Genomic DNA, 23,375 nt, shown 5'->3' with positions numbered 1-23,375 from the left:
GTCGAGCTGTGGCAACGGATGCGTTGTGTAGGCCAGAGTCTTGGATATTCTATTTAACTTATGTTCACCTATAATATAGTTCACAATTAAATTTATGTTTAATAAACAACAAATTTAATTACTTAGAGTACTAAAGTTATAACTTGTAAAATATTTGGTTCATGAACCTAGCTATGAATAGATATTTTCCTACTAAAAAGGTCTTAAGAATAGACTAAATTTGTCTAGAAGAGTGGGGGCTATTCACACCTCATTGAAACCCCTTTAAGAAAGGGGATGCCGATCCTCTATATCACCAACGGTGGATGAAGCTTGTCAGCATTCTTAAATATTTATCGTCACCATCACGGCATAGACGTGCGCATATGGTAAGTCACACTTACATAACTTAGACTTAGAAGATTTGGTGGCTTTAACTATTAAAGCTGTAGTAATGGCATGGGTACACCATCCAGCGACAAACTGGGTGTCAAAGCTAGGTAAGTGAATTACTAGACTTCACTGTAGTTAGTTCTCAATTTTAAATTTTATTAAAGGAAGTATGAAAGTCATACTTCCTTTTCAATCTTCTACACAATAAAACTTTAGAGTTGAAGCCAAAAATAATATTTAAATTAGGTTTGAAAAATAATTACGGTGGGCGCTATCTTGTGGTAAGAGTTCTAATAAGCGTTGTATTGCATCAATTCGATCATGTGTTTGCCCAATAATCCGTAATAATTGATCGGTATCCTTTATTTGATAAATCAACTGGCTTAAACGGGCATCAAAACAATGTCTCCAAGTACTGAGTAAAGGGCTTTCTGATTTAGATAAAAAGCTACCTTTATATAGCGAGAATGTACTCGAAATAAGATTTGCATTTAATGATTGTTCAGCACGTAAAAAATCACATTGGACTTCACAGCTAAGCCTATAAATCCGAGCCTCAATTGAATGAGGTAATAGGCTACGAAGTTGTGAAAGCTCAGCCTTTAGGGTTTTTAGACTGACATTACGCTCACCATAAAGGGCATAGTGTAACTCTTCTAAACCAATCCCGTACGGATACAAAGCTAAAATGCAAAGTATTTCAATTTGACGGTGAGTCAAGTTCAAAGTATGCCCATTAAATTGAACCCAAGGCGAACCTAGCGCTTTAATGTATAAAAAATTTTTCTGTTCAAATTTTATTGCTCGCTGTATTAAGTCTGCACAGCGTTCCACAGCAAGAATGCCTAGAGGGGTATGTTTTTTATATTTTGTGGAAAGATTGATAATGCCATGAAATTGACCTGAAGTCGGATCCCAGATAGGTGCTGCATAACAAACCCAATCACGAACGCTGTCCATTTGGTTTTCATGAGAATATACACAACTTGATGTTTGACTATTTAATGTCATACCAATCGCATTGGTCCCAACCGCCTGCGTTGACCAATGGCCACCTTCAATAAAATGTACCTGTTCAGCAGAAGAAAGCATGGCTGAACTACTCCATGTCCATAAGAGAGTCCCGTGATGATCTGTAAGACCAATCGCCATATCTGAATCATCCGCTATTTTGAGTAAGTCAGCATAATTATGTTGAATAGAGCGGCGGAATAAAGACGTTTGATCTTCTTGAGGCAATGCTAAAACAGGGGCAGCATGCACAGTAGTTTGATTAATTAAATGGGTTGTTTGCAGCTTTTTTGCTGGTGCTGTATTGAACAGGTTCATATCATATTCCTTTATGATTAGACTGTAATATCTTTAAACTTCAGAAATCAATTTCCAGATCTATACTCATTCAATCTTTTCTTACGTGTACCAAATCATTTTTTCTTGGATTCGTTAAATAACCTTTTTTGGGTTTTACCAGCCTTTTAGCTACTTTAAAAGTGTTGTTATGGACTGGAAATGACTATTTTTATCTGAAGTGTTAATAAAAGTAACCATTATGTTGATAAATAGGATCCTTTAAATGATGAAAATGTCATTCACGCACGTAGGGCACAGGTACAGCCTCACCATAATACTGGCGGTCAGCAAAATAACTCGATCGCACTAATGGTGCACTCCAAATATTCTTAAACTCTAAGTGCTCTCCATGAGTTTGATAATGTTTAAACTCTTGCAATGTAACAAAACGATGAATTGGCGCATGTGATTTGGATGGCTGTAGGTATTGGCCGATTGTGACATAATCAATTTGATAATCTTTCAAATCATTTAATAACGCAATAACCTCAGCTTCAATCTCTCCTAAACCCACCATCAAACCACATTTCGTTGGGATATCAGGGCAGTAGTGTTTAAATTTCTTAAGTAAATTCAATGAATGCTGATAGTCAGCGCTTGGTCGCATGGCTTTATACAGGCGTGGCACGGTTTCAATATTGTGATTAAAGACATCAGGTGGATTTTTGCTCAGAATTTTAAGTGCAATATCTGCGCGACCACGAAAATCAGGAACCAAAACTTCAATCAAAGTGTCTGGACTAGTTTGACGAATTTCTCGAATGCAATCTGCAAAATGCTGTGCACCGCCATCTTTTAAATCATCTCGGTCAACGGAAGTAATCACAACATACTTTAAGTTTAAATTCTTCACTGTTTCAGCCAAATGCAGTGGCTCGTTAATATCTAAGGCATTAGGACGGCCATGCGAGACATCACAGAATGGACAGCGTCGAGTACAGATATCTCCCATAATCATGAATGTTGCTGTTCCACTACCGAAACATTGCGGCAAGTTAGGACAAGCTGCTTCTTCGCAAACGGTATGTAGTTTTTGTTGTCTTAATAAATCCTTAATGATTTGGACTTCCTCAGGTCGACTAATTTTAGTCCGGATCCATTCTGGCTTTTTCGGTATCGTTTCCGTTGGAACAACTTTAATTGGAATACGCGCCATTTTTTTAGCGCCACGTAGCTTCTTTCCAGTTAATACTGGGTTATTTAAATCCATTTCAAACACTCCGTCGTTTAAAATAATTAATATTGAGCCTGATATTAAATAAGCTGCTTTAAATGCATTAATAATATTAAAACAGGGCAAAAAACTTATCATATAAAACAAAGGTTGGTTAAAGGTTTGTTTTTGTATGTAGCTGAATAATATTAAAAAATTTACAAATTTCTTAATTTTATAAACCATTGTTTTTAATGTTTATCTTATGTTTTTATGCATTATATTTTTTTAGTCTAATATGAAATTAAATAAAAATATTCTTATATAAATATACGATTTAAAAATCCAGTTATTCAATTTGGGATTTTCTTTTAAGCGTAGTTAATAAGGAATAAATATATGCAATTAACGGAAGAGCAATTGCTAGCAGCATACAAAAGAATGCGCGACATTCGTGAATTTGAGGATCGACTTCACGATGAAAACAATACAGGTGATATCCCAGGTTTCATCCATCTTTATAGCGGTGAGGAAGCTGTTGCCGTAGGGATCTGTGAAAATTTAACAGATAAGGACTTCATTACCTCAACACATCGTGGTCACGGACATTGTATTGCAAAGGGCTGTGACATTCACGCCATGATGCTAGAAATTTTTGGCAAAGATGATGGTTTGTGTCGTGGTAAGGGCGGCTCAATGCACATTGCGGACTTAGATAAAGGCATGCTCGGTGCAAACGGTATTGTGGGTGGTGGTCCACCTTTGGCTATTGGGGCAGCTTTAAGTGCTAAAACACTCAAAAATGGTGGGATTGGTCTATCTTTTACCGGTGATGGCGGTTCAAATCAGGGCTTAACTTTTGAAGCCATTAATATGGCTGTCGTGTTAAAGCTCCCTGTCATTTTTGTTTTTGAAAATAACGGTTTTGGTGAAGGTACTGCACATGACTATGCCGTAGGCAGTAAAGACATTGCAGGTCGAGCGGCAGGTTTTGGCTTACCTGCTGAAAAAGTAGATGGAACAGACTTTTTTGCTGTGTATGAAGTTGCACAAAAAGCCATTGAACGTGCCCGCCGTGGTGAAGGTCCGAGTGTGATTGAAACGGTAACCAACCGATTTTATGGACATTTTGAAGGTGATCCAGGGCTTATCCGTTCTAAAGAAGAACTGGATTATGTCAAAGAACATAAAGATCCATTGAAAATATTCCGCGAAAAAGTCAAAGACAAAATTGACGAAGCCAAGCTCGATGCGATTGACGCTCAGTCTAAAGCCAATGTAGACGATGCCGTTGCAAAGGCACGTGCAGCTAAGTACCCAGAAGTTTCTCAGTTACTTACCGATGTATACGTCTCTTACTAAAGGAATAGTAGAAAAATGCCAAATAAAAGTTATCGAAACGCGATTAAAGAAGCAATTGAATTAGAAATGCGCCGAGACCCAAGTGTCATTGTGGTCGGTGAAGATGTTCGTGGTGGACATGGTGGTAAAAATACCGATGATAATAAGCTGGAAGGTTTTGGCGGTGTACTTGGTGTAACCAAAGGCTTATGGACTGAATTTGGTTCTGAACGAGTCATTGATACTCCAATTACAGAATCAGCGATTATTGGTATGGCGGCAGGTGCTGCTGCAACGGGTTTAAGACCTGTGGCAGATTTAATGTTTATGGATTTTTACGGCGTGTGTTATGACATGCTGTATAACCAAGCAGCTAAATTTCGCTACATGTTTGGCGGCAAAGCCAAAGCGCCACTCGTTGTACGTGGCATGATTGGTGCAGGTTTTTCCGCAGCAGCGCAGCATTCTCAGTCGCCATATAACGTGTTTGCCTCAGTGCCTGGTTTAAAAGTGGTGGTGCCTTCAAGTGCCTATGATGTAAAAGGGTTGTTGATTCAAGCCATTCGAGATGACGACCCAGTAGTCTTTTGTGAACACAAGTTGTTGTACGACATTAAGGGCGAAGTGCCAGATGAGTCCTACACTATTCCTTTTGGTGTTGCAAATTATACCCGTGAAGGCACAGATATCACCATTATTGCCTTAAGTTTGATGGTGCATCGTGCCAATGAAGTCGCTGATAAGCTCGCAAAAGAAGGCATTTCGGTTGAAGTGGTTGACCCTAGAACCATTTCACCATTAGACGAAGATGGCATTTTAGAGTCAGTAGCTTCAACAGGTCGTGTGGTGATTGTAGATGAATCAGCAGCACGTTGTGGTTTCGGACATGATGTGGCTGCGCTTATTGCCCAGAAAGGCTTTCATTATCTTAAAGCACCAATCGAATTAGTCACTCCACCACACTCACCCGTACCATTTTCACCAGTACTAGAAAAAGAATGGCTACCTAGTGTAGAACGCATCGAACAGGCTGTACGCAAGACGTTGGAGGCTTAGGATGAGCGAAATTAAAACTTTAGAAATCCCAAAATGGGGTTTGTCCATGGAAGAGGGTACGATTGCCCAATGGCTGATTCAGGAAGGTACCCAATTTAGTAAAGGACAGGAAATTTGTGAAATTGAAACCACAAAAATCGTCAATGTATTGGAGGCACCTTTTGATGGCCTGCTACGAAAAATTATTGCTAACGATGGTGACACACTGGTCGTAGGTGGAATCATTGCAATTTGTGCAGACGCCCAAGTTTCCGATGCAGAAGTTGAAGCATTTGCACAGTCTTTAGGTGGAACACCTGCTGTAACTGGAAATAAAGCGGTAGCAGCGGTTCCTGAAAAAGTCGATGTGGCTCAAGTTGAAACTAAAGTACAAGCTGCTCCTAAACAGAACAGTGTTGGTAATGGATCAAAAGCGGTGACTCAGGGCGGATATTCTATTCCTGATGAGTTACAAGGCTACCAACAAAGTGATGATATTTTTGCAACGCCACATGCCTTGAAATTGGCTGAAAAGTATAATGTAAACTTGGCTCAGATTACGGGTTCTGGACGTGAAGGCCGTATCAGTGTTCAAGATATTCAGGCCGCAGTTCAAGCTGCTGGTGGTTCTTGGCCAGATGTACGTCATCAAGCTAGTACGAAAGCCGCGAAATCTAAAGCAGATGACAGTTATGTTCTAGCGACACCTGTTGCCCGCCGTTTGGCAAAACAATGGGGCATTAATTTGCATGATTGTCGTGCATCGGGTTCACGTGGACGAGTCTGTAAGGAAGATGTTGAAGCTGTATATCAACGGGAAAATCCTGTACAAGCTCAACATACTGAGTATGCGCATCCAACAGAGTCAGCAAAATTCACCACCGTAGCTATGAATGGTATGCGTAAAGCAATCGCTGCACGGCTACAAGCGGCAAAACGCAATGCACCACATTTTCGCTTAACGATAGACTTAAATGTTGAGTCGGTTCAGGCTTTGCGTCAGCAAATTAACAGTACTGTACCGCAAGTCAAACTATCCATTAACGATATGCTGATTAAAGCTGCTGCTGCTGCACTGATTAAAGTTCCACAAGTTAATGTTCAGTTTGATGAAGAGAATCAGCAGATTTTACAGTTTGAACAGGCTGATATTTCGGTTGCTGTAGCCATCGAAAATGGACTGATCACGCCAATTATTAAAGCAGCGAACCGTAAATCTTTGGCGCAAATTTCCAATGATATGCGTGATCTGGCGACACGTGCCAAAACTGGAAAATTGGCACCTGATGAGTTTCAAGGGGGCAGTTTCAGTATTTCCAATTTGGGCATGCTTGGTATTCAACAGTTTGATGCCATTATTAACCCGCCTCAAGGTGCAATTCTAGCCTTAGGTGCAGCAGAGAAACGTGCTGTAGTTGAAAATGATGAGATTGTTGTTCGTGAAATGGTGACCGCAACATTGTCTTGTGATCATCGTGTCATTGATGGTGCGTTGGGTGCTCAATTCTTATCGGCATTTAAGCAGTTTGTCGAAAATCCTGCATTAATTTTGGTGTAGGAGGAATAGTCATGTCAGATACACAATTTGATCTTGTGGTTATTGGTGCTGGTCCTGGAGGATATGTCGCTGCGATTCGCGCAGCGCAACTGGGATTAAAAACTGTAATCGTTGAAAAACAACACTTAGGCGGAGTGTGTCTTAATTGGGGATGCATTCCAACCAAGGCATTATTGAGCGGGGCTGCGCTTGCACAGCAGTTCAAACATGCAGGGCAGTTTGGCTTTACTCTTAACGCGATTGATTTTGACATTCAAAAACTGGTCCATCATAGCAGACAGGTTTCTGAGCAACTCGTGCAAGGTATCGGTCAATTATTGAAAAAAAATCAAATCACTGTTTTTAACGCGGCAGCCCAGTTTATTGCCAAAGAGCAATTAGAGCTTACAGATGCGAATGGTCAAAAACAGCAGATTTCTGCACCGCATATTATTGTCGCAACAGGTGCACGTGCGGCCAATTTGCCTCATATTCCTGTAGATGGCCATCAGGTCTGGAGTTATAAAGAGGCTTTAGTTCCGGAACAATTACCAAAATCTTTACTGGTCATTGGTTCGGGGGCTATAGGCAGTGAGTTTGCAAGCCTATACCAAGACTTAGGCTGCCAAGTTACCTTGGTTGATATTGCAAAGCAGATTCTCCCTAGCGAAGACATTGAAGTTGCGAAGTATGTACAAAAGCAATTTGAACAGCAGGGTATGCAGGTTTTAACCGAAGCGACTGTAAAAAAAATAGAAACTGATCAGGCTCAAGTACATTGTCATATTGAAACTGCCACAGGTGTGCAAATCATTACTGTTGAAAAGGTGCTTTCAGCTATTGGCGTGAAACCGAATGCTGAAAATCTTGGCCTAGAAGCTTTGGGAGTTGAATTTGAGAATGGTTTTATTAAAGTCGACTCATGGTGTAAAACCAATGTAGTGGGCATTTATGCAATTGGTGATGTCGCAGGTGCACCGTGTTTGGCACACAAAGCCAGTCATGAAGCCATTCTTTGTGTGGAGAAAATTGCAGGCCTAAGTCATGTACATGCTTTAGATCGTACACAAATTCCGGGCTGTATCTTTACCCATCCACAAGTGGCCAGTATTGGTTTGACAGAACAGAAAGCGAAAGCTACGGGCTTGAATATCAATGTGGGTAAGTTTCCTTTACAAGCGAATGGTAAAGCATTGGCTTTGGGCGATAGCGCAGGATTTATTAAAACCATTTTTAGTCAGGAAACGGGTGAATTGTTGGGTGCTCACATGGTTGGACATGAAGTCACCGAACACATTCAAGGTTTTGCCATCGCGAAATACCTAGAAGCTACAGATGAAAGCTTAGCGCAGGTCATTTTCCCTCATCCTACTTTGTCTGAGGCGATGCATGAGTCGGTCTTGTCGGCGATGCAACGTGCAATCCATATTTAAGGAGTCGCAACATGCCTAGAGGTTTAAACAACAAAGTTGCTTTAATTACGGGTGCGGCACAAGGCATTGGACGTGGTATTGCCTTACGTTTAGCACAAGAAGGTGTACATATTGCCTTGGTCGATCTTCATCAAGAAAAGTTAAATACTGTTCAACAAGAGGTTGAAGCCTTTGGCGTAAAAGCCACCACATTTATTGCGGATATTTCAGATCCAATACAAATCAGTGACGCTATTAATCATGCAGAATCGACACTTAATGGCTTTGATATCATGATTAATAATGCAGGTATTGCACAAGTCAAAGCTTTGGCAGAAGTAACGCCTAGTGAATTTAACCAAATTATGAACATCAATGTCGGTGGTGTACTTTGGGGGATTCAAGCCGCAGCAAATAAATTTAAACAACGCCAACAGGCTGGAAAAATTATTAATGCATGCTCAATAGCAGGTCATGAAGGCTTTGCTTTACTCGGTGTTTATTCGGCAACGAAATTTGCAGTTCGTGCATTGACGCAAGCTGCGGCTAAAGAATATGCTAGTGTTGAAATTACTGTAAATAGTTATTGTCCGGGTGTTGTTGGTACAGACATGTGGGTCGAAATAGATCAGCGGTTCTCTGAAATTACAGGTGCACCAATTGGTCAAACGTATAAAAAATATGTAGATGGTATTGCTTTAGGACGTGCTGAAACACCAGATGACGTGGCTGCATTAGTTGCATTTTTAGCCAGCGAGGATGCAAACTATATTACAGGTCAGTCTATTTTGACAGATGGTGGAATGGTTTACCGTTAATATCAACATAAGGAATACACAATGAAAGCAGCTCGTTTTTATGACCGAGGGGATATTCGAATTGAAGATATCCCTGAACCGAAAGTACTTCCAGGCACAGTTGGAATTCAAGTTGCATGGTGCGGTATTTGCGGTACAGATTTACATGAATTCATGGAAGGCCCTATTTTTATTCCACCTTGTGGTCATCCACATCCAATTTCGGGAGAATCTGCACCTGTAACAATGGGACATGAATTTTCAGGCGTAGTTTATGCAGTTGGTGAGGGTGTAGACGATATCCAAATTGGACAACATGTCGTAGTTGAACCCTATATTATTGCGGATGATGTCCCGACTGGCCCCAATGATAAGTATCATTTATCAAAAAATATGAATTTTATTGGTTTAGGCGGACGCGGTGGTGGTCTTTCTGAAAAAATTGCAGTTCAGCGGCGTTGGGTACATCCTATTTCAAATGATATTCCTTTAGACCAAGCAGCATTGATAGAACCTTTATCTGTCGGTCATCATGCCTATGTCAGAAGTGGCGCAAAAGCTGGCGATATCGCACTGGTTGGTGGAGCAGGCCCAATAGGCTTACTTTTATCTGCTATTTTAAAGGCTAAAGGTCTTACGGTTATCATCACTGAACTGAGTGCAAAACGTAAAGAAAAAGCGATAGAGGCTGGTGTTGCCGATTATGTATTGGATCCATCTCAGGTTGATGTGGTAAATGAAGTAATGAAAATTACTCAAGACCGCGGTGTAGATGTTGCTTTTGAATGTAGTAGTGTCAATAAAGTCATGGATACACTCGTTGCAGCAATGAAACCAACTGGTGTAGTCGTTATCGTTTCTATTTGGAGCCATCCTGCCACAATTAATGTGCATAGTGTGGTGATGAAAGAGCTAGATATTCGTGGCACGATAGCTTACGTCAATGACCATCAGGAAACTATTCGTTTGGTTGAGCAAGGTAAGATTAATCTAGAACCTTTTATTACCCAACGGATTGCATTAGATGATCTTGTTTCTAAAGGCTTTGAAACGCTGATTCATAATAATGAGTCTGCTGTAAAAATTATTGTTCATCCGTAGTAAAGCCTAATTTGAACGACTAATTTGAATAAGCTAGAAATAAACTCTATATAGCTATTTCTAATATCTTTATAGATAGGGAATGAGTCTGTACGTACAGATTCATTCTCAAATTTACAGTGTTGAGTGCCAGTATGATTTTGATCATAGAGCCTAGTAAAGATAGAAAATAAGTTTTTAAATAAACCAAAACTTTAGTGCCAGCATATCTGATTGTTGTGTGGCAAAACTTTGAAATCTCAGGACAGCCGTAGAATAGAGTAAAGGATAGAGACAAGGTACTGTAGCTGAAGCATCAAACAATAGAACTATGTGATTTTGATTTGAATACTTTTTTGAAAGTTTAATTGTTTTTACGACAAACATTCTAAGTACCAAGAACTTTATGAAGTAAATAAAATATAAACATAAGTGAACTGAATGTGAAATGTTATTTTACATAAGTGATTGATTTTAGGTTGAGCAACGAGGTCTATGAACTTAAAGTATCATGTACTCAATTTAACATAATATATATTATACGAAATCAGTCTAAATGCTTAAAATAAACACCACCATAAGCATTATTATATTCAAGCTTAAAAAATCCTCTTAATTTCTTATTGTTTAGAACTCGCTTTGAAATTGTTGTTTCTCTATAGACACCAGTTTTTTTATGCTGTGTCGCAAGTTCTACAGCAAGATCATTAACATATTGAAAAGTGATCATTGTTGTCTCCAGTGGAAATCTTTACAGGCATCTTATTTACGCCTATTCATCTTTAAAAGCTGAGTTTTTGTCCTCTGCATCGTTGTCCTCCTTACGTCGTCCGCCTCCGCATCGTCCAACTTTTGGCTGTTGAACTGGATATTTTTCAGAATAAGTCCAGAAAACTAAAGCACGATCTAAAAAGAATTGATGTTCTTCTAAAGTGATATCACCCTTATAAACAAAGTAGTCTAAAGCACCATGAAACTTTGCAATATCAAAAGCGCGATCAGGTGAAAAACGAATAATATTTAATTGATTTTCAATGTATTCAGTATGCATAGTTCGAACCCTTCGGGATTCTCTGATTCTAAGTCTTAGAAGTATAAGGGAGCTTGTATTCAGAGAGAAGAAGTTACAAGATTCATAGCCTGCGATTCGGGAGCACTCCGCTCCCTCTGTTGATGCTGTAATGCTTCAAGTTGAAGCTGTTGTATCTTGGCAGACATTATAGATTCTTCAGTCTCAATTGGCTTAGTTTCAGGTTTTGGCTGTTCTTTGCGGTAATAATCAAAAGGTCGAAATCCTGCAAGCCACTGTTTGCAGTCATCTTCGGTGATCTTAGGCATATAATTACCTTGTTGATCAACAGCCATTAATTTCCCACTGGAGAGCTTAATAACTCCGGACATTCTTGGAAAATCTAAGGGTTCAGCTTTAGGTATATATTCAAAATCATAAGGTTTATTAGGGTTATAAGAAACTTGTTGCGGTGTAACAGTTGCATTGTTCACAGATAAATTATTAAACCAATTTACGCATTCAGGTTTTTCTACATTAATGCCTTTTCTACAAAATACGTCTAGCGATTCATCAGGCTGCGGAGCAGTCTGCGAATTTGAGCCATTAGCAGTGTCAGGAATAGTCTTTTCAATAGTCTGTTTAGGTTCATTATTTACAGTTTCCTCTTTGTCAGCAGGACGTGATGACATATAAAGATATGCAGTGACACCCAAAACAAGGCAAAGCATCCAAACTGCATTCAGAATTTTCATCGGAATTTTGATTTTACTATGTGAATCATCACCGCCATCAGATGACTTATACATATCAAAAAGGTGTTTTGGATATGTAAAAGTACCTGTATCTTCTGCATCAGCTTTAACTGATTTTGTATTCGGATTTAATTGGTGATGTCTCCAAAGCCACCAAGTCGCCATTTTCATACCCATAGGCCGATGCAGATGATAATGCATACCAACCATATCTAAAACATCAGCATGAAGCCTTCGAGGGGCTTGAGTGATATAGATAATATCCAAGTGATCAGCATGGCGATGTGTTTCTAAGAACTGAACCTCAGGATGCATTTCATTTTTAACAGGATGCTTATAATTTTTATTAAAATGCTTAATCCTTTGGGCTTCATCAATTACAACTAACGAGCGAGGAGGATAATCTTTGAAAGATTCTTTTAATGGTTGAGCCGTATCGAGTTTTAAACCATCAATATTTGAAAAAATGTTCCAAGGTTCTGCCTCATTAGAACGAGCAAAGATTTCTTTAACAGCCCACAGTGTTTTGCCTGAACCAGGTGTAGCTGAAATTAACGTAATCATGTTGTTTTACCCCAAGACATAGACGAACTTGAAATAGTTGCACGAGCAATCATTGCAGAAATAACAATAGATATGCATTGATCCAAACCACCAACACCGACCAAGGCAGCAAGATCACCCACAACGAAGAAATCGGAAAGGAACTTAGCAACCAAATGATTGATTACAGTTAAGATCAAAGTACCCGAAAGCAGACTGATACCAGCACCTTTTAAAAGGCGATTTAAAAAGCCGTCTGCAAAGCTATCTAATAATTTTTTTAAAAAATTACCCATTACGTGCAGCCCCTATAACAATGTATGCGGCATACAAATACGAACAGCCAACCAAAGCAGGACGAGCCATTTCTAAGACATCACAAAGCGGTTTTAAATCAAAGCTGAAACTTGTTGAAATGCCTGAAAGTTCAATTGTATGTTCGACTGGAGCAGGACATTGACGAGAGACTGTGAAGCGGTCTTTTTTAAAGATATCAAAATCAAAATCTCGGTCTTTTTCTTCAACTTCGGTATCTGTATTGTCTTGATCCGGCTCTTCTTGAGTCCATTCCAACCATTTACAATGAACATCAAACCATACACAAGCTTCAGGTAGCTCACCTGTTTCAGGATTAACACCGGGCTTTTCAATCGTGCCGGGTTTAGTCGGTGCATTAGGATCAACCTGATATACACATGAATTGGCTGAAACAATCGGATTGTTTACACACTCCAAAGTGGGTATCTGATCGGCTTCAGACTTTGGCATATTTGTACATTGCCCCTCTAAATCACCGGGACGAGGGACGCAGACCGTAGGATCTGCATCTTCTTTTAGTTCAGCAGCGCCTTTTTCATCAAGTGCTTTTTTGGTTTTGTCAGCAATAGGATTGTCTTTTGCACCGGTGTTCGGATTGGTATCTAAATCAGATTCGGAAAAAGCGTCTTTAATTGCTTCAGCGATAGCAGCAGCTTGAGCAGCATTATTTTCTTCTAATGCTTTTTTTATAGCTTCTTCAATGTCTTGAGGTGATGCAATTATATGACTAGGATCAGATTCAATGCTTGGATCATAAGCAGGATTAGCAGAACCAGTAACAATTGAATAAATAGTTTCTTTCTTAGTATTAACACATTTACCATAAGTATTACCAACTTGTGGCACAGAGACGAATTTGTATCTTGCTTCACTACCAGCATTGATAAAATTTTGATTGTATAGAGAACACGAACCCGATGGAGAAGATGAACGAGTAGTACTATGACCAGACGTTATAAAAATTGTTGGTACAGAAGGATGATTATACGGTAATTCTAAAAGTGCAGGATTTGGCTTTTGAATCGTATTGTTTTCAGGATCCATAACATAATCAATGCCCTCAAACAAACCATAAATTGCAGCAGAGCCGACCATACTTGGAAGCGAAGCTTTACCAAATTTTTTAAGATACTCAGCATAATTTTTTGCACGATTGGCAATCGTTGCAGCCTTTTCAGCTTTTGAAGCTTCTACAGCAACGTTAACGGTTTGTTTGTATTTAGAGCCGTTACTCGTGACATCACGGGATGAATTGACGTTGTATTTTGATGAGTTGAAATAATCCGGCTGCGTAGAGCCGGCAGTGTTATACGGTGTTACTTTATTATGTTTCCACGGGCCTGTATCAACGTGTTTATTCCAATCATAATTAGGATCGTCAATACCTGCAAAAATCAAAGTTGGCGTATATGCAATTATTACGGATAATAAAAAAGCGATTATTTTTTTCATTCTTATTTCCTTAATAACAAGTAAAAAATGACGGACATTAAAATTAAGTAAAAGAAACCAAAAGACATTCGAATCCCCAAAAGAAAAAGGGAGGAAATTCCTCCCTAGTTCAAAACCGATTAAGTACGGTTAAAGGCTTGTTTCACATAAGCCCAAACTTGCATTGTTGCGTTTGGTACAATTTTGGCAGCACCAACTAAAGCGATCACACCGACAGCCCCCGCAATAACAGTTACACCCGCTGATACATCAACATCCCCTTCGGCTGCAAATGAAAGAACAGGTGCAGCAGCTACAGCAGCAGCTACAATCGCTTTTTGTACTAAACCAGTTTTAGGAGCTGGCATTCCGTTGTTAGTATTTTGCATACTTATCTACCTTTAAATGCGTCATTAACGACGTTCCACAAAAATACCGATGCAAAACAAACCGCTACTTGCGATAGCAAAAGATTTGCATCAGCGATTGATAGATTCAGCAAATTGAACTCAGGTTCTTTTTGCAGAATCCAAGCGACACATGTCTGCAAACCATTTACTAATTCAATTGATTCACAGACGTATGCCATTTCTTAAAATTCCTTATCCGTTGCATCGTGTTAGATGAAAAGAAATATAATTTTTATGAAAGATTGAATAGCAACGTGGGCATTCAACCGTGTCGATCTGATGAACAAATCGAATATTCATTAGATTTTTTGAACCTGTGGAAGTTCAACACCCTTAACCACAAATTTAGAACTCTTACCACTTGTCACCATTTCGAAACTAATTTCAGCTTCAATTGGAAATTTATGTTGACGGAGCAATACAATATTTGAGTTGTCCTGCCAGTTAAAAATCTCACAAGCATTACCAACAGCAGTACCTTGAGAAGTATCAAGAGGAACTTCGCAATAAAGGGCTACATGGTTGTAATGACGGCCGTCATCAGTTTTGAAATCGACAGCCTTAGCACCTAAGATTTTTACTTTGTTTTTAAACTGCATCATTTTTTACATCCTCATTGCTGTAAGCAATACATGATCTAACCGCTTTGGATAAGCAAAGCTGTCAGGGTGTGAAATTAAATTGATTAATTCTTCAGGCTCATAAACCTGTTTGAATAGATTGATATATTTACCGTATTGGCGTTTGATCGTTTGAATCGCTGCACTAGCAGAGATAGACGCATTCTTTTTAAGTGTTTCGATACGTGCAGGTTGAATATCAGCAGCGATTTGCTGAAAGCATGGATACGAAGCTAAAAAATATTCAGAAGGTGCAAGAAGCATATCGAAAGGCAAAATACGGTCTACAGCTTTGAATTCGACTTCTGCACGTTGCCAGTTATCGTCTGGATCACCTTCAGCACGACCCTTTTCATAAAGACGAAGATATTTCCCTGATTCACGACTACCGATATTTAAAGTACGACCACGCCCATTTGGACGCTTCCAATTTCCTTTATATTCAATATTTGGAGCACGATTACCACATTGGAATCCGCCTAAATCATCTTGCATATTGCCCCAATCAACATTGATATTTTTTCCATCAAAGTCATCATGAGCTAAGTCAATACGAGTTAATTTTGCACGTTTAGCAGATACGTTAAGGAAGTTATATAAACGACGTTCCCATCCTGAATCCGCAAATGCACAGCCTTTACCTGAAAGCATTACAAGGATTGTATTTCGTTGACCACCAATACAAACGATCCCCATTTCTTGACCAAGAACATAAGATTGCTTGTAAAAGTTTCGTCCTGATTTATTTTGTGAAGTTGTGGAGAAACCAAAAATATCAGTCAGGATGTCATCAAGTTTTTGAATCGCTTGTAACCAACGATTTTCGTCTGTGTCATCTTCGGTATTTAGGAAACGATCACCCATTGTTTCAATACCAATGGTGAAGTTGACCCAATCGACTACAGCAATTTCATTGTCAGCAGGTAAACGGCATTGAACTGGTTTCATTCCTGAACTTGTTGAAACCATGTGCATGTACGGAACAGGAAATTCACGGCCAAAAGGTAGCGGCAAGTCCCAATCAGTAGTATCCATGCGTGACGGCTGATTAAGCTTTACCCCCATCTTATTAGAGGGGGTATCCAATCCCCACTGTAAACTCGCTGTATTCGATTGATTATTGATCATCCCTGAATCCCCATTGAACGCATGTGGTCGTTTTCTTGTTTTAGCAAGTCGCAATATTCAGCCACTTTTGCAGAGCGATAGCCCCACTCTGTCATGACCATTTCAATGTGAAAAAGAACCTTTTCAGATTCGTAAGCAGGATTACCACCAACAATGAGCTGACATGCCCTGTCGAAGATAATTTTTGAGACAATTTCGAAAGCTAGTTCTTTTTCCATTGCAACAACATCACACGCAACAATTTCACAGGAATATAACAGAATTGCACGCAACACTGCAACGTGTGACACAATAATATTGTTGCGTTAAACAATGTTCAGGTGTTACATGAAAAAATCAGACTTATCAAAAACTTATAGAGTTCGAGGAGAATTTGTTGAATCTATTAAGGAAAAATCACTAGACTTTATTATTGAAACTAAGGAAAGAATAGAAGAAGCGGACATAATTAATGCTTTAATTTACAAACACTTAAAAGATATAAACTCGAAAGATGTAACAAAATACATTGAGGAAATAAAAAAAGCTGATTAGTGTAATTCTTATAGACATCGAATATTAAATATACAAAAAGGGCCGAATAAGGCCCTTCTTAATTAGTAAACGACTAATTTCGTATAATAAAGATTGATGTTAAATGACGGTGATTTTGCAGCTCGATATTGTACAAAATCACCTATGTAACATAATCTTCGACCATATTATACGAAATCAGTCTAAATGCTTAAAATAAACACCACCATAAGCATTATTATATTCAAGCTTAAAAAATCCTCTTAATTTCTTATTGTTTAGAACTCGCTTTGAAATTGTTGTTTCTCTATAGACACCAGTTTTTTTATGCTGTGTCGCAAGTTCTACAGCAAGATCATTAACATATTGAAAAGTGATCATTGTTGTCTCCAGTGGAAATCTTTACAGGCATCTTATTTACGCCTATTCATCTTTAAAAGCTGAGTTTTTGTCCTCTGCATCGTTGTCCTCCTTACGTCGTCCGCCTCCGCATCGTCCAACTTTTGGCTGTTGAACTGGATATTTTTCAGAATAAGTCCAGAAAACTAAAGCACGATCTAAAAAGAATTGATGTTCTTCTAAAGTGATATCACCCTTATAAACAAAGTAGTCTAAAGCACCATGAAACTTTGCAATATCAAAAGCGCGATCAGGTGAAAAACGAATAATATTTAATTGATTTTCAATGTATTCAGTATGCATAGTTCGAACCCTTCGGGATTCTCTGATTCTAAGTCTTAGAAGTATAAGGGAGCTTGTATTCAGAGAGAAGAAGTTACAAGATTCATAGCCTGCGATTCGGGAGCACTCCGCTCCCTCTGTTGATGCTGTAATGCTTCAAGTTGAAGCTGTTGTATCTTGGCAGACATTATAGATTCTTCAGTCTCAATTGGCTTAGTTTCAGGTTTTGGCTGTTCTTTGCGGTAATAATCAAAAGGTCGAAATCCTGCAAGCCACTGTTTGCAGTCATCTTCGGTGATCTTAGGCATATAATTACCTTGTTGATCAACAGCCATTAATTTCCCACTGGAGAGCTTAATAACTCCGGACATTCTTGGAAAATCTAAGGGTTCAGCTTTAGGTATATATTCAAAATCATAAGGTTTATTAGGGTTATAAGAAACTTGTTGCGGTGTAACAGTTGCATTGTTCACAGATAAATTATTAAACCAATTTACGCATTCAGGTTTTTCTACATTAATGCCTTTTCTACAAAATACGTCTAGCGATTCATCAGGCTGCGGAGCAGTCTGCGAATTTGAGCCATTAGCAGTGTCAGGAATAGTCTTTTCAATAGTCTGTTTAGGTTCATTATTTACAGTTTCCTCTTTGTCAGCAGGACGTGATGACATATAAAGATATGCAGTGACACCCAAAACAAGGCAAAGCATCCAAACTGCATTCAGAATTTTCATCGGAATTTTGATTTTACTATGTGAATCATCACCGCCATCAGATGACTTATACATATCAAAAAGGTGTTTTGGATATGTAAAAGTACCTGTATCTTCTGCATCAGCTTTAACTGATTTTGTATTCGGATTTAATTGGTGATGTCTCCAAAGCCACCAAGTCGCCATTTTCATACCCATAGGCCGATGCAGATGATAATGCATACCAACCATATCTAAAACATCAGCATGAAGCCTTCGAGGGGCTTGAGTGATATAGATAATATCCAAGTGATCAGCATGGCGATGTGTTTCTAAGAACTGAACCTCAGGATGCATTTCATTTTTAACAGGATGCTTATAATTTTTATTAAAATGCTTAATCCTTTGGGCTTCATCAATTACAACTAACGAGCGAGGAGGATAATCTTTGAAAGATTCTTTTAATGGTTGAGCCGTATCGAGTTTTAAACCATCAATATTTGAAAAAATGTTCCAAGGTTCTGCCTCATTAGAACGAGCAAAGATTTCTTTAACAGCCCACAGTGTTTTGCCTGAACCAGGTGTAGCTGAAATTAACGTAATCATGTTGTTTTACCCCAAGACATAGACGAACTTGAAATAGTTGCACGAGCAATCATTGCAGAAATAACAATAGATATGCATTGATCCAAACCACCAACACCGACCAAGGCAGCAAGATCACCCACAACGAAGAAATCGGAAAGGAACTTAGCAACCAAATGATTGATTACAGTTAAGATCAAAGTACCCGAAAGCAGACTGATACCAGCACCTTTTAAAAGGCGATTTAAAAAGCCGTCTGCAAAGCTATCTAATAATTTTTTTAAAAAATTACCCATTACGTGCAGCCCCTATAACAATGTATGCGGCATACAAATACGAACAGCCAACCAAAGCAGGACGAGCCATTTCTAAGACATCACAAAGCGGTTTTAAATCAAAGCTGAAACTTGTTGAAATGCCTGAAAGTTCAATTGTATGTTCGACTGGAGCAGGACATTGACGAGAGACTGTGAAGCGGTCTTTTTTAAAGATATCAAAATCAAAATCTCGGTCTTTTTCTTCAACTTCGGTATCTGTATTGTCTTGATCCGGCTCTTCTTGAGTCCATTCCAACCATTTACAATGAACATCAAACCATACACAAGCTTCAGGTAGCTCACCTGTTTCAGGATTAACACCGGGCTTTTCAATCGTGCCGGGTTTAGTCGGTGCATTAGGATCAACCTGATATACACATGAATTGGCTGAAACAATCGGATTGTTTACACACTCCAAAGTGGGTATCTGATCGGCTTCAGACTTTGGCATATTTGTACATTGCCCCTCTAAATCACCGGGACGAGGGACGCAGACCGTAGGATCTGCATCTTCTTTTAGTTCAGCAGCGCCTTTTTCATCAAGTGCTTTTTTGGTTTTGTCAGCAATAGGATTGTCTTTTGCACCGGTGTTCGGATTGGTATCTAAATCAGATTCGGAAAAAGCGTCTTTAATTGCTTCAGCGATAGCAGCAGCTTGAGCAGCATTATTTTCTTCTAATGCTTTTTTTATAGCTTCTTCAATGTCTTGAGGTGATGCAATTATATGACTAGGATCAGATTCAATGCTTGGATCATAAGCAGGATTAGCAGAACCAGTAACAATTGAATAAATAGTTTCTTTCTTAGTATTAACACATTTACCATAAGTATTACCAACTTGTGGCACAGAGACGAATTTGTATCTTGCTTCACTACCAGCATTGATAAAATTTTGATTGTATAGAGAACACGAACCCGATGGAGAAGATGAACGAGTAGTACTATGACCAGACGTTATAAAAATTGTTGGTACAGAAGGATGATTATACGGTAATTCTAAAAGTGCAGGATTTGGCTTTTGAATCGTATTGTTTTCAGGATCCATAACATAATCAATGCCCTCAAACAAACCATAAATTGCAGCAGAGCCGACCATACTTGGAAGCGAAGCTTTACCAAATTTTTTAAGATACTCAGCATAATTTTTTGCACGATTGGCAATCGTTGCAGCCTTTTCAGCTTTTGAAGCTTCTACAGCAACGTTAACGGTTTGTTTGTATTTAGAGCCGTTACTCGTGACATCACGGGATGAATTGACGTTGTATTTTGATGAGTTGAAATAATCCGGCTGCGTAGAGCCGGCAGTGTTATACGGTGTTACTTTATTATGTTTCCACGGGCCTGTATCAACGTGTTTATTCCAATCATAATTAGGATCGTCAATACCTGCAAAAATCAAAGTTGGCGTATATGCAATTATTACGGATAATAAAAAAGCGATTATTTTTTTCATTCTTATTTCCTTAATAACAAGTAAAAAATGACGGACATTAAAATTAAGTAAAAGAAACCAAAAGACATTCGAATCCCCAAAAGAAAAAGGGAGGAAATTCCTCCCTAGTTCAAAACCGATTAAGTACGGTTAAAGGCTTGTTTCACATAAGCCCAAACTTGCATTGTTGCGTTTGGTACAATTTTGGCAGCACCAACTAAAGCGATCACACCGACAGCCCCCGCAATAACAGTTACACCCGCTGATACATCAACATCCCCTTCGGCTGCAAATGAAAGAACAGGTGCAGCAGCTACAGCAGCAGCTACAATCGCTTTTTGTACTAAACCAGTTTTAGGAGCTGGCATTCCGTTGTTAGTATTTTGCATACTTATCTACCTTTAAATGCGTCATTAACGACGTTCCACAAAAATACCGATGCAAAACAAACCGCTACTTGCGATAGCAAAAGATTTGCATCAGCGATTGATAGATTCAGCAAATTGAACTCAGGTTCTTTTTGCAGAATCCAAGCGACACATGTCTGCAAACCATTTACTAATTCAATTGATTCACAGACGTATGCCATTTCTTAAAATTCCTTATCCGTTGCATCGTGTTAGATGAAAAGAAATATAATTTTTATGAAAGATTGAATAGCAACGTGGGCATTCAACCGTGTCGATCTGATGAACAAATCGAATATTCATTAGATTTTTTGAACCTGTGGAAGTTCAACACCCTTAACCACAAATTTAGAACTCTTACCACTTGTCACCATTTCGAAACTAATTTCAGCTTCAATTGGAAATTTATGTTGACGGAGCAATACAATATTTGAGTTGTCCTGCCAGTTAAAAATCTCACAAGCATTACCAACAGCAGTACCTTGAGAAGTATCAAGAGGAACTTCGCAATAAAGGGCTACATGGTTGTAATGACGGCCGTCATCAGTTTTGAAATCGACAGCCTTAGCACCTAAGATTTTTACTTTGTTTTTAAACTGCATCATTTTTTACATCCTCATTGCTGTAAGCAATACATGATCTAACCGCTTTGGATAAGCAAAGCTGTCAGGGTGTGAAATTAAATTGATTAATTCTTCAGGCTCATAAACCTGTTTGAATAGATTGATATATTTACCGTATTGGCGTTTGATCGTTTGAATCGCTGCACTAGCAGAGATAGACGCATTCTTTTTAAGTGTTTCGATACGTGCAGGTTGAATATCAGCAGCGATTTGCTGAAAGCATGGATACGAAGCTAAAAAATATTCAGAAGGTGCAAGAAGCATATCGAAAGGCAAAATACGGTCTACAGCTTTGAATTCGACTTCTGCACGTTGCCAGTTATCGTCTGGATCACCTTCAGCACGACCCTTTTCATAAAGACGAAGATATTTCCCTGATTCACGACTACCGATATTTAAAGTACGACCACGCCCATTTGGACGCTTCCAATTTCCTTTATATTCAATATTTGGAGCACGATTACCACATTGGAATCCGCCTAAATCATCTTGCATATTGCCCCAATCAACATTGATATTTTTTCCATCAAAGTCATCATGAGCTAAGTCAATACGAGTTAATTTTGCACGTTTAGCAGATACGTTAAGGAAGTTATATAAACGACGTTCCCATCCTGAATCCGCAAATGCACAGCCTTTACCTGAAAGCATTACAAGGATTGTATTTCGTTGACCACCAATACAAACGATCCCCATTTCTTGACCAAGAACATAAGATTGCTTGTAAAAGTTTCGTCCTGATTTATTTTGTGAAGTTGTGGAGAAACCAAAAATATCAGTCAGGATGTCATCAAGTTTTTGAATCGCTTGTAACCAACGATTTTCGTCTGTGTCATCTTCGGTATTTAGGAAACGATCACCCATTGTTTCAATACCAATGGTGAAGTTGACCCAATCGACTACAGCAATTTCATTGTCAGCAGGTAAACGGCATTGAACTGGTTTCATTCCTGAACTTGTTGAAACCATGTGCATGTACGGAACAGGAAATTCACGGCCAAAAGGTAGCGGCAAGTCCCAATCAGTAGTATCCATGCGTGACGGCTGATTAAGCTTTACCCCCATCTTATTAGAGGGGGTATCCAATCCCCACTGTAAACTCGCTGTATTCGATTGATTATTGATCATCCCTGAATCCCCATTGAACGCATGTGGTCGTTTTCTTGTTTTAGCAAGTCGCAATATTCAGCCACTTTTGCAGAGCGATAGCCCCACTCTGTCATGACCATTTCAATGTGAAAAAGAACCTTTTCAGATTCGTAAGCAGGATTACCACCAACAATGAGCTGACATGCCCTGTCGAAGATAATTTTTGAGACAATTTCGAAAGCTAGTTCTTTTTCCATTGCAACAACATCACACGCAACAATTTCACAGGAATATAACAGAATTGCACGCAACACTGCAACGTGTGACACAATAATATTGTTGCGTTAAACAATGTTCAGGTGTTACATGAAAAAATCAGACTTATCAAAAACTTATAGAGTTCGAGGAGAATTTGTTGAATCTATTAAGGAAAAATCACTAGACTTTATTATTGAAACTAAGGAAAGAATAGAAGAAGCGGACATAATTAATGCTTTAATTTACAAACACTTAAAAGATATAAACTCGAAAGATGTAACAAAATACATTGAGGAAATAAAAAAAGCTGATTAGTGTAATTCTTATAGACATCGAATATTAAATATACAAAAAGGGCCGAATAAGGCCCTTCTTAATTAGTAAACGACTAATTTCGTATAATAAAGATTGATGTTAAATGACGGTGATTTTGCAGCTCGATATTGTACAAAATCACCTATGTAACATAATCTTCGACCATATTATA

Annotated in this window: 28 protein-coding genes; 8 read left to right on the top strand and 20 right to left on the bottom strand. The window is 38.8% G+C overall.

Annotation, left to right across the window (positions count from 1 at the left end):
- Nucleotides 1-609 precede the first annotated feature (609 nt).
- A complete protein-coding gene (locus FTT76_RS13305; protein WP_180008157.1) occupies nucleotides 610-1,701 on the bottom strand; it encodes a transcriptional regulator in 1,092 nt (363 codons plus the stop codon).
- Between the two features lie 256 nt (nucleotides 1,702-1,957).
- Nucleotides 1,958-2,932, bottom strand: a complete 975-nt coding sequence (lipA, locus tag FTT76_RS13300) for a lipoyl synthase (protein WP_180008156.1) — start codon at nucleotides 2,930-2,932, stop codon at nucleotides 1,958-1,960.
- A 342-nt stretch (nucleotides 2,933-3,274) separates the two neighbouring features.
- On the opposite strand from lipA, the gene FTT76_RS13295 reads away from it, so the two are divergent.
- Genes FTT76_RS13295 through FTT76_RS13270 form a run of 6 tightly spaced genes read left to right on the top strand, consistent with a single transcriptional unit; the run spans nucleotide 3,275 to nucleotide 10,098 of the window.
- Nucleotides 3,275-4,237, top strand: coding sequence for a thiamine pyrophosphate-dependent dehydrogenase E1 component subunit alpha (locus FTT76_RS13295; RefSeq protein WP_075166713.1), 963 nt, complete (start codon nucleotides 3,275-3,277; stop codon nucleotides 4,235-4,237).
- A gap of 15 nt (nucleotides 4,238-4,252) precedes the next feature.
- Nucleotides 4,253-5,272, top strand: a complete 1,020-nt coding sequence (locus FTT76_RS13290; RefSeq protein ID WP_048881927.1) for an alpha-ketoacid dehydrogenase subunit beta — start codon at nucleotides 4,253-4,255, stop codon at nucleotides 5,270-5,272.
- Between the two features lies 1 nt (nucleotide 5,273).
- On the top strand, nucleotides 5,274-6,809 hold the full coding sequence (locus FTT76_RS13285) for a 2-oxo acid dehydrogenase subunit E2 (protein WP_180008155.1): 1,536 nt from the start codon (nucleotides 5,274-5,276) through the stop codon (nucleotides 6,807-6,809).
- An 11-nt stretch (nucleotides 6,810-6,820) separates the two neighbouring features.
- Nucleotides 6,821-8,221, top strand: coding sequence for a dihydrolipoyl dehydrogenase (gene lpdA / locus FTT76_RS13280; protein ID WP_180008154.1), 1,401 nt, complete (start codon nucleotides 6,821-6,823; stop codon nucleotides 8,219-8,221).
- A gap of 11 nt (nucleotides 8,222-8,232) precedes the next feature.
- The gene (locus FTT76_RS13275; protein ID WP_108619593.1) at nucleotides 8,233-9,018 is read left to right on the top strand and encodes an acetoin reductase; all 786 of its coding nucleotides are present in this window, start codon (nucleotides 8,233-8,235) and stop codon (nucleotides 9,016-9,018) included.
- Nucleotides 9,019-9,039: 21 nt separating this feature from the next.
- Entirely contained in the window at nucleotides 9,040-10,098 is a 1,059-nt protein-coding gene (locus FTT76_RS13270; protein WP_005105897.1) for a 2,3-butanediol dehydrogenase, read from the top strand.
- A gap of 526 nt (nucleotides 10,099-10,624) precedes the next feature.
- Here the strand turns inward: FTT76_RS13270 and FTT76_RS13265 are convergent.
- From FTT76_RS13265 to FTT76_RS13225, 9 genes are all read right to left on the bottom strand, one after another.
- Complete coding sequence (locus FTT76_RS13265) at nucleotides 10,625-10,807, bottom strand: hypothetical protein (RefSeq protein WP_180190571.1); 183 nt, start codon at nucleotides 10,805-10,807, stop codon at nucleotides 10,625-10,627.
- A gap of 42 nt (nucleotides 10,808-10,849) precedes the next feature.
- On the bottom strand, nucleotides 10,850-11,128 hold the full coding sequence (locus FTT76_RS13260; RefSeq protein WP_180190570.1) for a hypothetical protein: 279 nt from the start codon (nucleotides 11,126-11,128) through the stop codon (nucleotides 10,850-10,852).
- Nucleotides 11,129-11,187: 59 nt separating this feature from the next.
- Nucleotides 11,188-12,405 (bottom strand): zonular occludens toxin domain-containing protein, encoded by a 1,218-nt coding sequence (locus FTT76_RS13255; RefSeq protein WP_180190569.1) that lies wholly within the window; start codon nucleotides 12,403-12,405, stop codon nucleotides 11,188-11,190.
- Nucleotides 12,402-12,680 carry a DUF2523 family protein gene (locus FTT76_RS13250; protein ID WP_180190568.1) on the bottom strand — a complete coding sequence of 93 codons (279 nt, stop codon included), beginning with the start codon at nucleotides 12,678-12,680 and terminating at the stop codon, nucleotides 12,402-12,404. Before FTT76_RS13250 ends, FTT76_RS13255 begins: the two co-directional genes overlap by 4 nt.
- Nucleotides 12,673-14,154, bottom strand: a complete 1,482-nt coding sequence (locus FTT76_RS13245) for a virulence factor TspB C-terminal domain-related protein (protein ID WP_180190567.1) — start codon at nucleotides 14,152-14,154, stop codon at nucleotides 12,673-12,675. The genes FTT76_RS13250 and FTT76_RS13245 overlap by 8 nt, the downstream gene beginning before the upstream one ends.
- A 119-nt stretch (nucleotides 14,155-14,273) precedes the next feature.
- Nucleotides 14,274-14,522 carry a hypothetical protein gene (locus FTT76_RS13240; RefSeq protein ID WP_257235102.1) on the bottom strand — a complete coding sequence of 83 codons (249 nt, stop codon included), beginning with the start codon at nucleotides 14,520-14,522 and terminating at the stop codon, nucleotides 14,274-14,276.
- Between the two features lie 320 nt (nucleotides 14,523-14,842).
- Nucleotides 14,843-15,145 carry a hypothetical protein gene (locus FTT76_RS13235; protein ID WP_180190566.1) on the bottom strand — a complete coding sequence of 101 codons (303 nt, stop codon included), beginning with the start codon at nucleotides 15,143-15,145 and terminating at the stop codon, nucleotides 14,843-14,845.
- A gap of 3 nt (nucleotides 15,146-15,148) precedes the next feature.
- Nucleotides 15,149-16,291 (bottom strand): replication initiation factor domain-containing protein, encoded by a 1,143-nt coding sequence (locus FTT76_RS13230; protein WP_373686554.1) that lies wholly within the window; start codon nucleotides 16,289-16,291, stop codon nucleotides 15,149-15,151.
- Entirely contained in the window at nucleotides 16,288-16,509 is a 222-nt protein-coding gene (locus tag FTT76_RS13225) for a hypothetical protein (protein ID WP_180190565.1), read from the bottom strand. Before FTT76_RS13225 ends, FTT76_RS13230 begins: the two co-directional genes overlap by 4 nt.
- Nucleotides 16,510-16,618: 109 nt before the next feature.
- Between FTT76_RS13225 and FTT76_RS13220 the strand changes: the two genes are divergently transcribed.
- On the top strand, nucleotides 16,619-16,825 hold the full coding sequence (locus FTT76_RS13220) for a hypothetical protein (RefSeq protein ID WP_086178959.1): 207 nt from the start codon (nucleotides 16,619-16,621) through the stop codon (nucleotides 16,823-16,825).
- Nucleotides 16,826-17,002: 177 nt separating this feature from the next.
- Here FTT76_RS13220 and FTT76_RS13215 read toward each other — a convergent pair whose 3' ends face one another.
- From FTT76_RS13215 to FTT76_RS13175, 9 genes are all read right to left on the bottom strand, one after another.
- Nucleotides 17,003-17,185, bottom strand: a complete 183-nt coding sequence (locus FTT76_RS13215) for a hypothetical protein (RefSeq protein WP_180190571.1) — start codon at nucleotides 17,183-17,185, stop codon at nucleotides 17,003-17,005.
- Between the two features lie 42 nt (nucleotides 17,186-17,227).
- Nucleotides 17,228-17,506 carry a hypothetical protein gene (locus FTT76_RS13210; RefSeq protein ID WP_180190570.1) on the bottom strand — a complete coding sequence of 93 codons (279 nt, stop codon included), beginning with the start codon at nucleotides 17,504-17,506 and terminating at the stop codon, nucleotides 17,228-17,230.
- A gap of 59 nt (nucleotides 17,507-17,565) precedes the next feature.
- Nucleotides 17,566-18,783 (bottom strand): zonular occludens toxin domain-containing protein, encoded by a 1,218-nt coding sequence (locus FTT76_RS13205; RefSeq protein ID WP_180190569.1) that lies wholly within the window; start codon nucleotides 18,781-18,783, stop codon nucleotides 17,566-17,568.
- Complete coding sequence (locus tag FTT76_RS13200) at nucleotides 18,780-19,058, bottom strand: DUF2523 family protein (protein ID WP_180190568.1); 279 nt, start codon at nucleotides 19,056-19,058, stop codon at nucleotides 18,780-18,782. Before FTT76_RS13200 ends, FTT76_RS13205 begins: the two co-directional genes overlap by 4 nt.
- Complete coding sequence (locus FTT76_RS13195) at nucleotides 19,051-20,532, bottom strand: virulence factor TspB C-terminal domain-related protein (RefSeq protein ID WP_180190567.1); 1,482 nt, start codon at nucleotides 20,530-20,532, stop codon at nucleotides 19,051-19,053. The genes FTT76_RS13200 and FTT76_RS13195 overlap by 8 nt, the downstream gene beginning before the upstream one ends.
- Nucleotides 20,533-20,651: 119 nt before the next feature.
- Complete coding sequence (locus FTT76_RS13190) at nucleotides 20,652-20,900, bottom strand: hypothetical protein (protein WP_257235102.1); 249 nt, start codon at nucleotides 20,898-20,900, stop codon at nucleotides 20,652-20,654.
- Nucleotides 20,901-21,220: 320 nt separating this feature from the next.
- Nucleotides 21,221-21,523 (bottom strand): hypothetical protein, encoded by a 303-nt coding sequence (locus FTT76_RS13185; protein WP_180190566.1) that lies wholly within the window; start codon nucleotides 21,521-21,523, stop codon nucleotides 21,221-21,223.
- A gap of 3 nt (nucleotides 21,524-21,526) precedes the next feature.
- Nucleotides 21,527-22,669, bottom strand: a complete 1,143-nt coding sequence (locus tag FTT76_RS13180; RefSeq protein WP_373686554.1) for a replication initiation factor domain-containing protein — start codon at nucleotides 22,667-22,669, stop codon at nucleotides 21,527-21,529.
- On the bottom strand, nucleotides 22,666-22,887 hold the full coding sequence (locus FTT76_RS13175) for a hypothetical protein (RefSeq protein ID WP_180190565.1): 222 nt from the start codon (nucleotides 22,885-22,887) through the stop codon (nucleotides 22,666-22,668). Before FTT76_RS13175 ends, FTT76_RS13180 begins: the two co-directional genes overlap by 4 nt.
- A 109-nt stretch (nucleotides 22,888-22,996) precedes the next feature.
- Between FTT76_RS13175 and FTT76_RS13170 the strand changes: the two genes are divergently transcribed.
- Nucleotides 22,997-23,203 carry a hypothetical protein gene (locus FTT76_RS13170; RefSeq protein ID WP_086178959.1) on the top strand — a complete coding sequence of 69 codons (207 nt, stop codon included), beginning with the start codon at nucleotides 22,997-22,999 and terminating at the stop codon, nucleotides 23,201-23,203.
- Nucleotides 23,204-23,375 lie beyond the last annotated feature (172 nt).

Origin of the sequence: Acinetobacter sp. YH01009, from assembly GCF_013420765.1 — a bacterium.
In the GTDB taxonomy this organism is placed as follows: Bacteria; Pseudomonadota; Gammaproteobacteria; order Pseudomonadales; family Moraxellaceae; genus Acinetobacter; species Acinetobacter amyesii.
The sequence above is the reverse complement of the archived record's forward strand: the minus strand, read 5'-3'. Positions and strand labels throughout refer to the sequence as shown.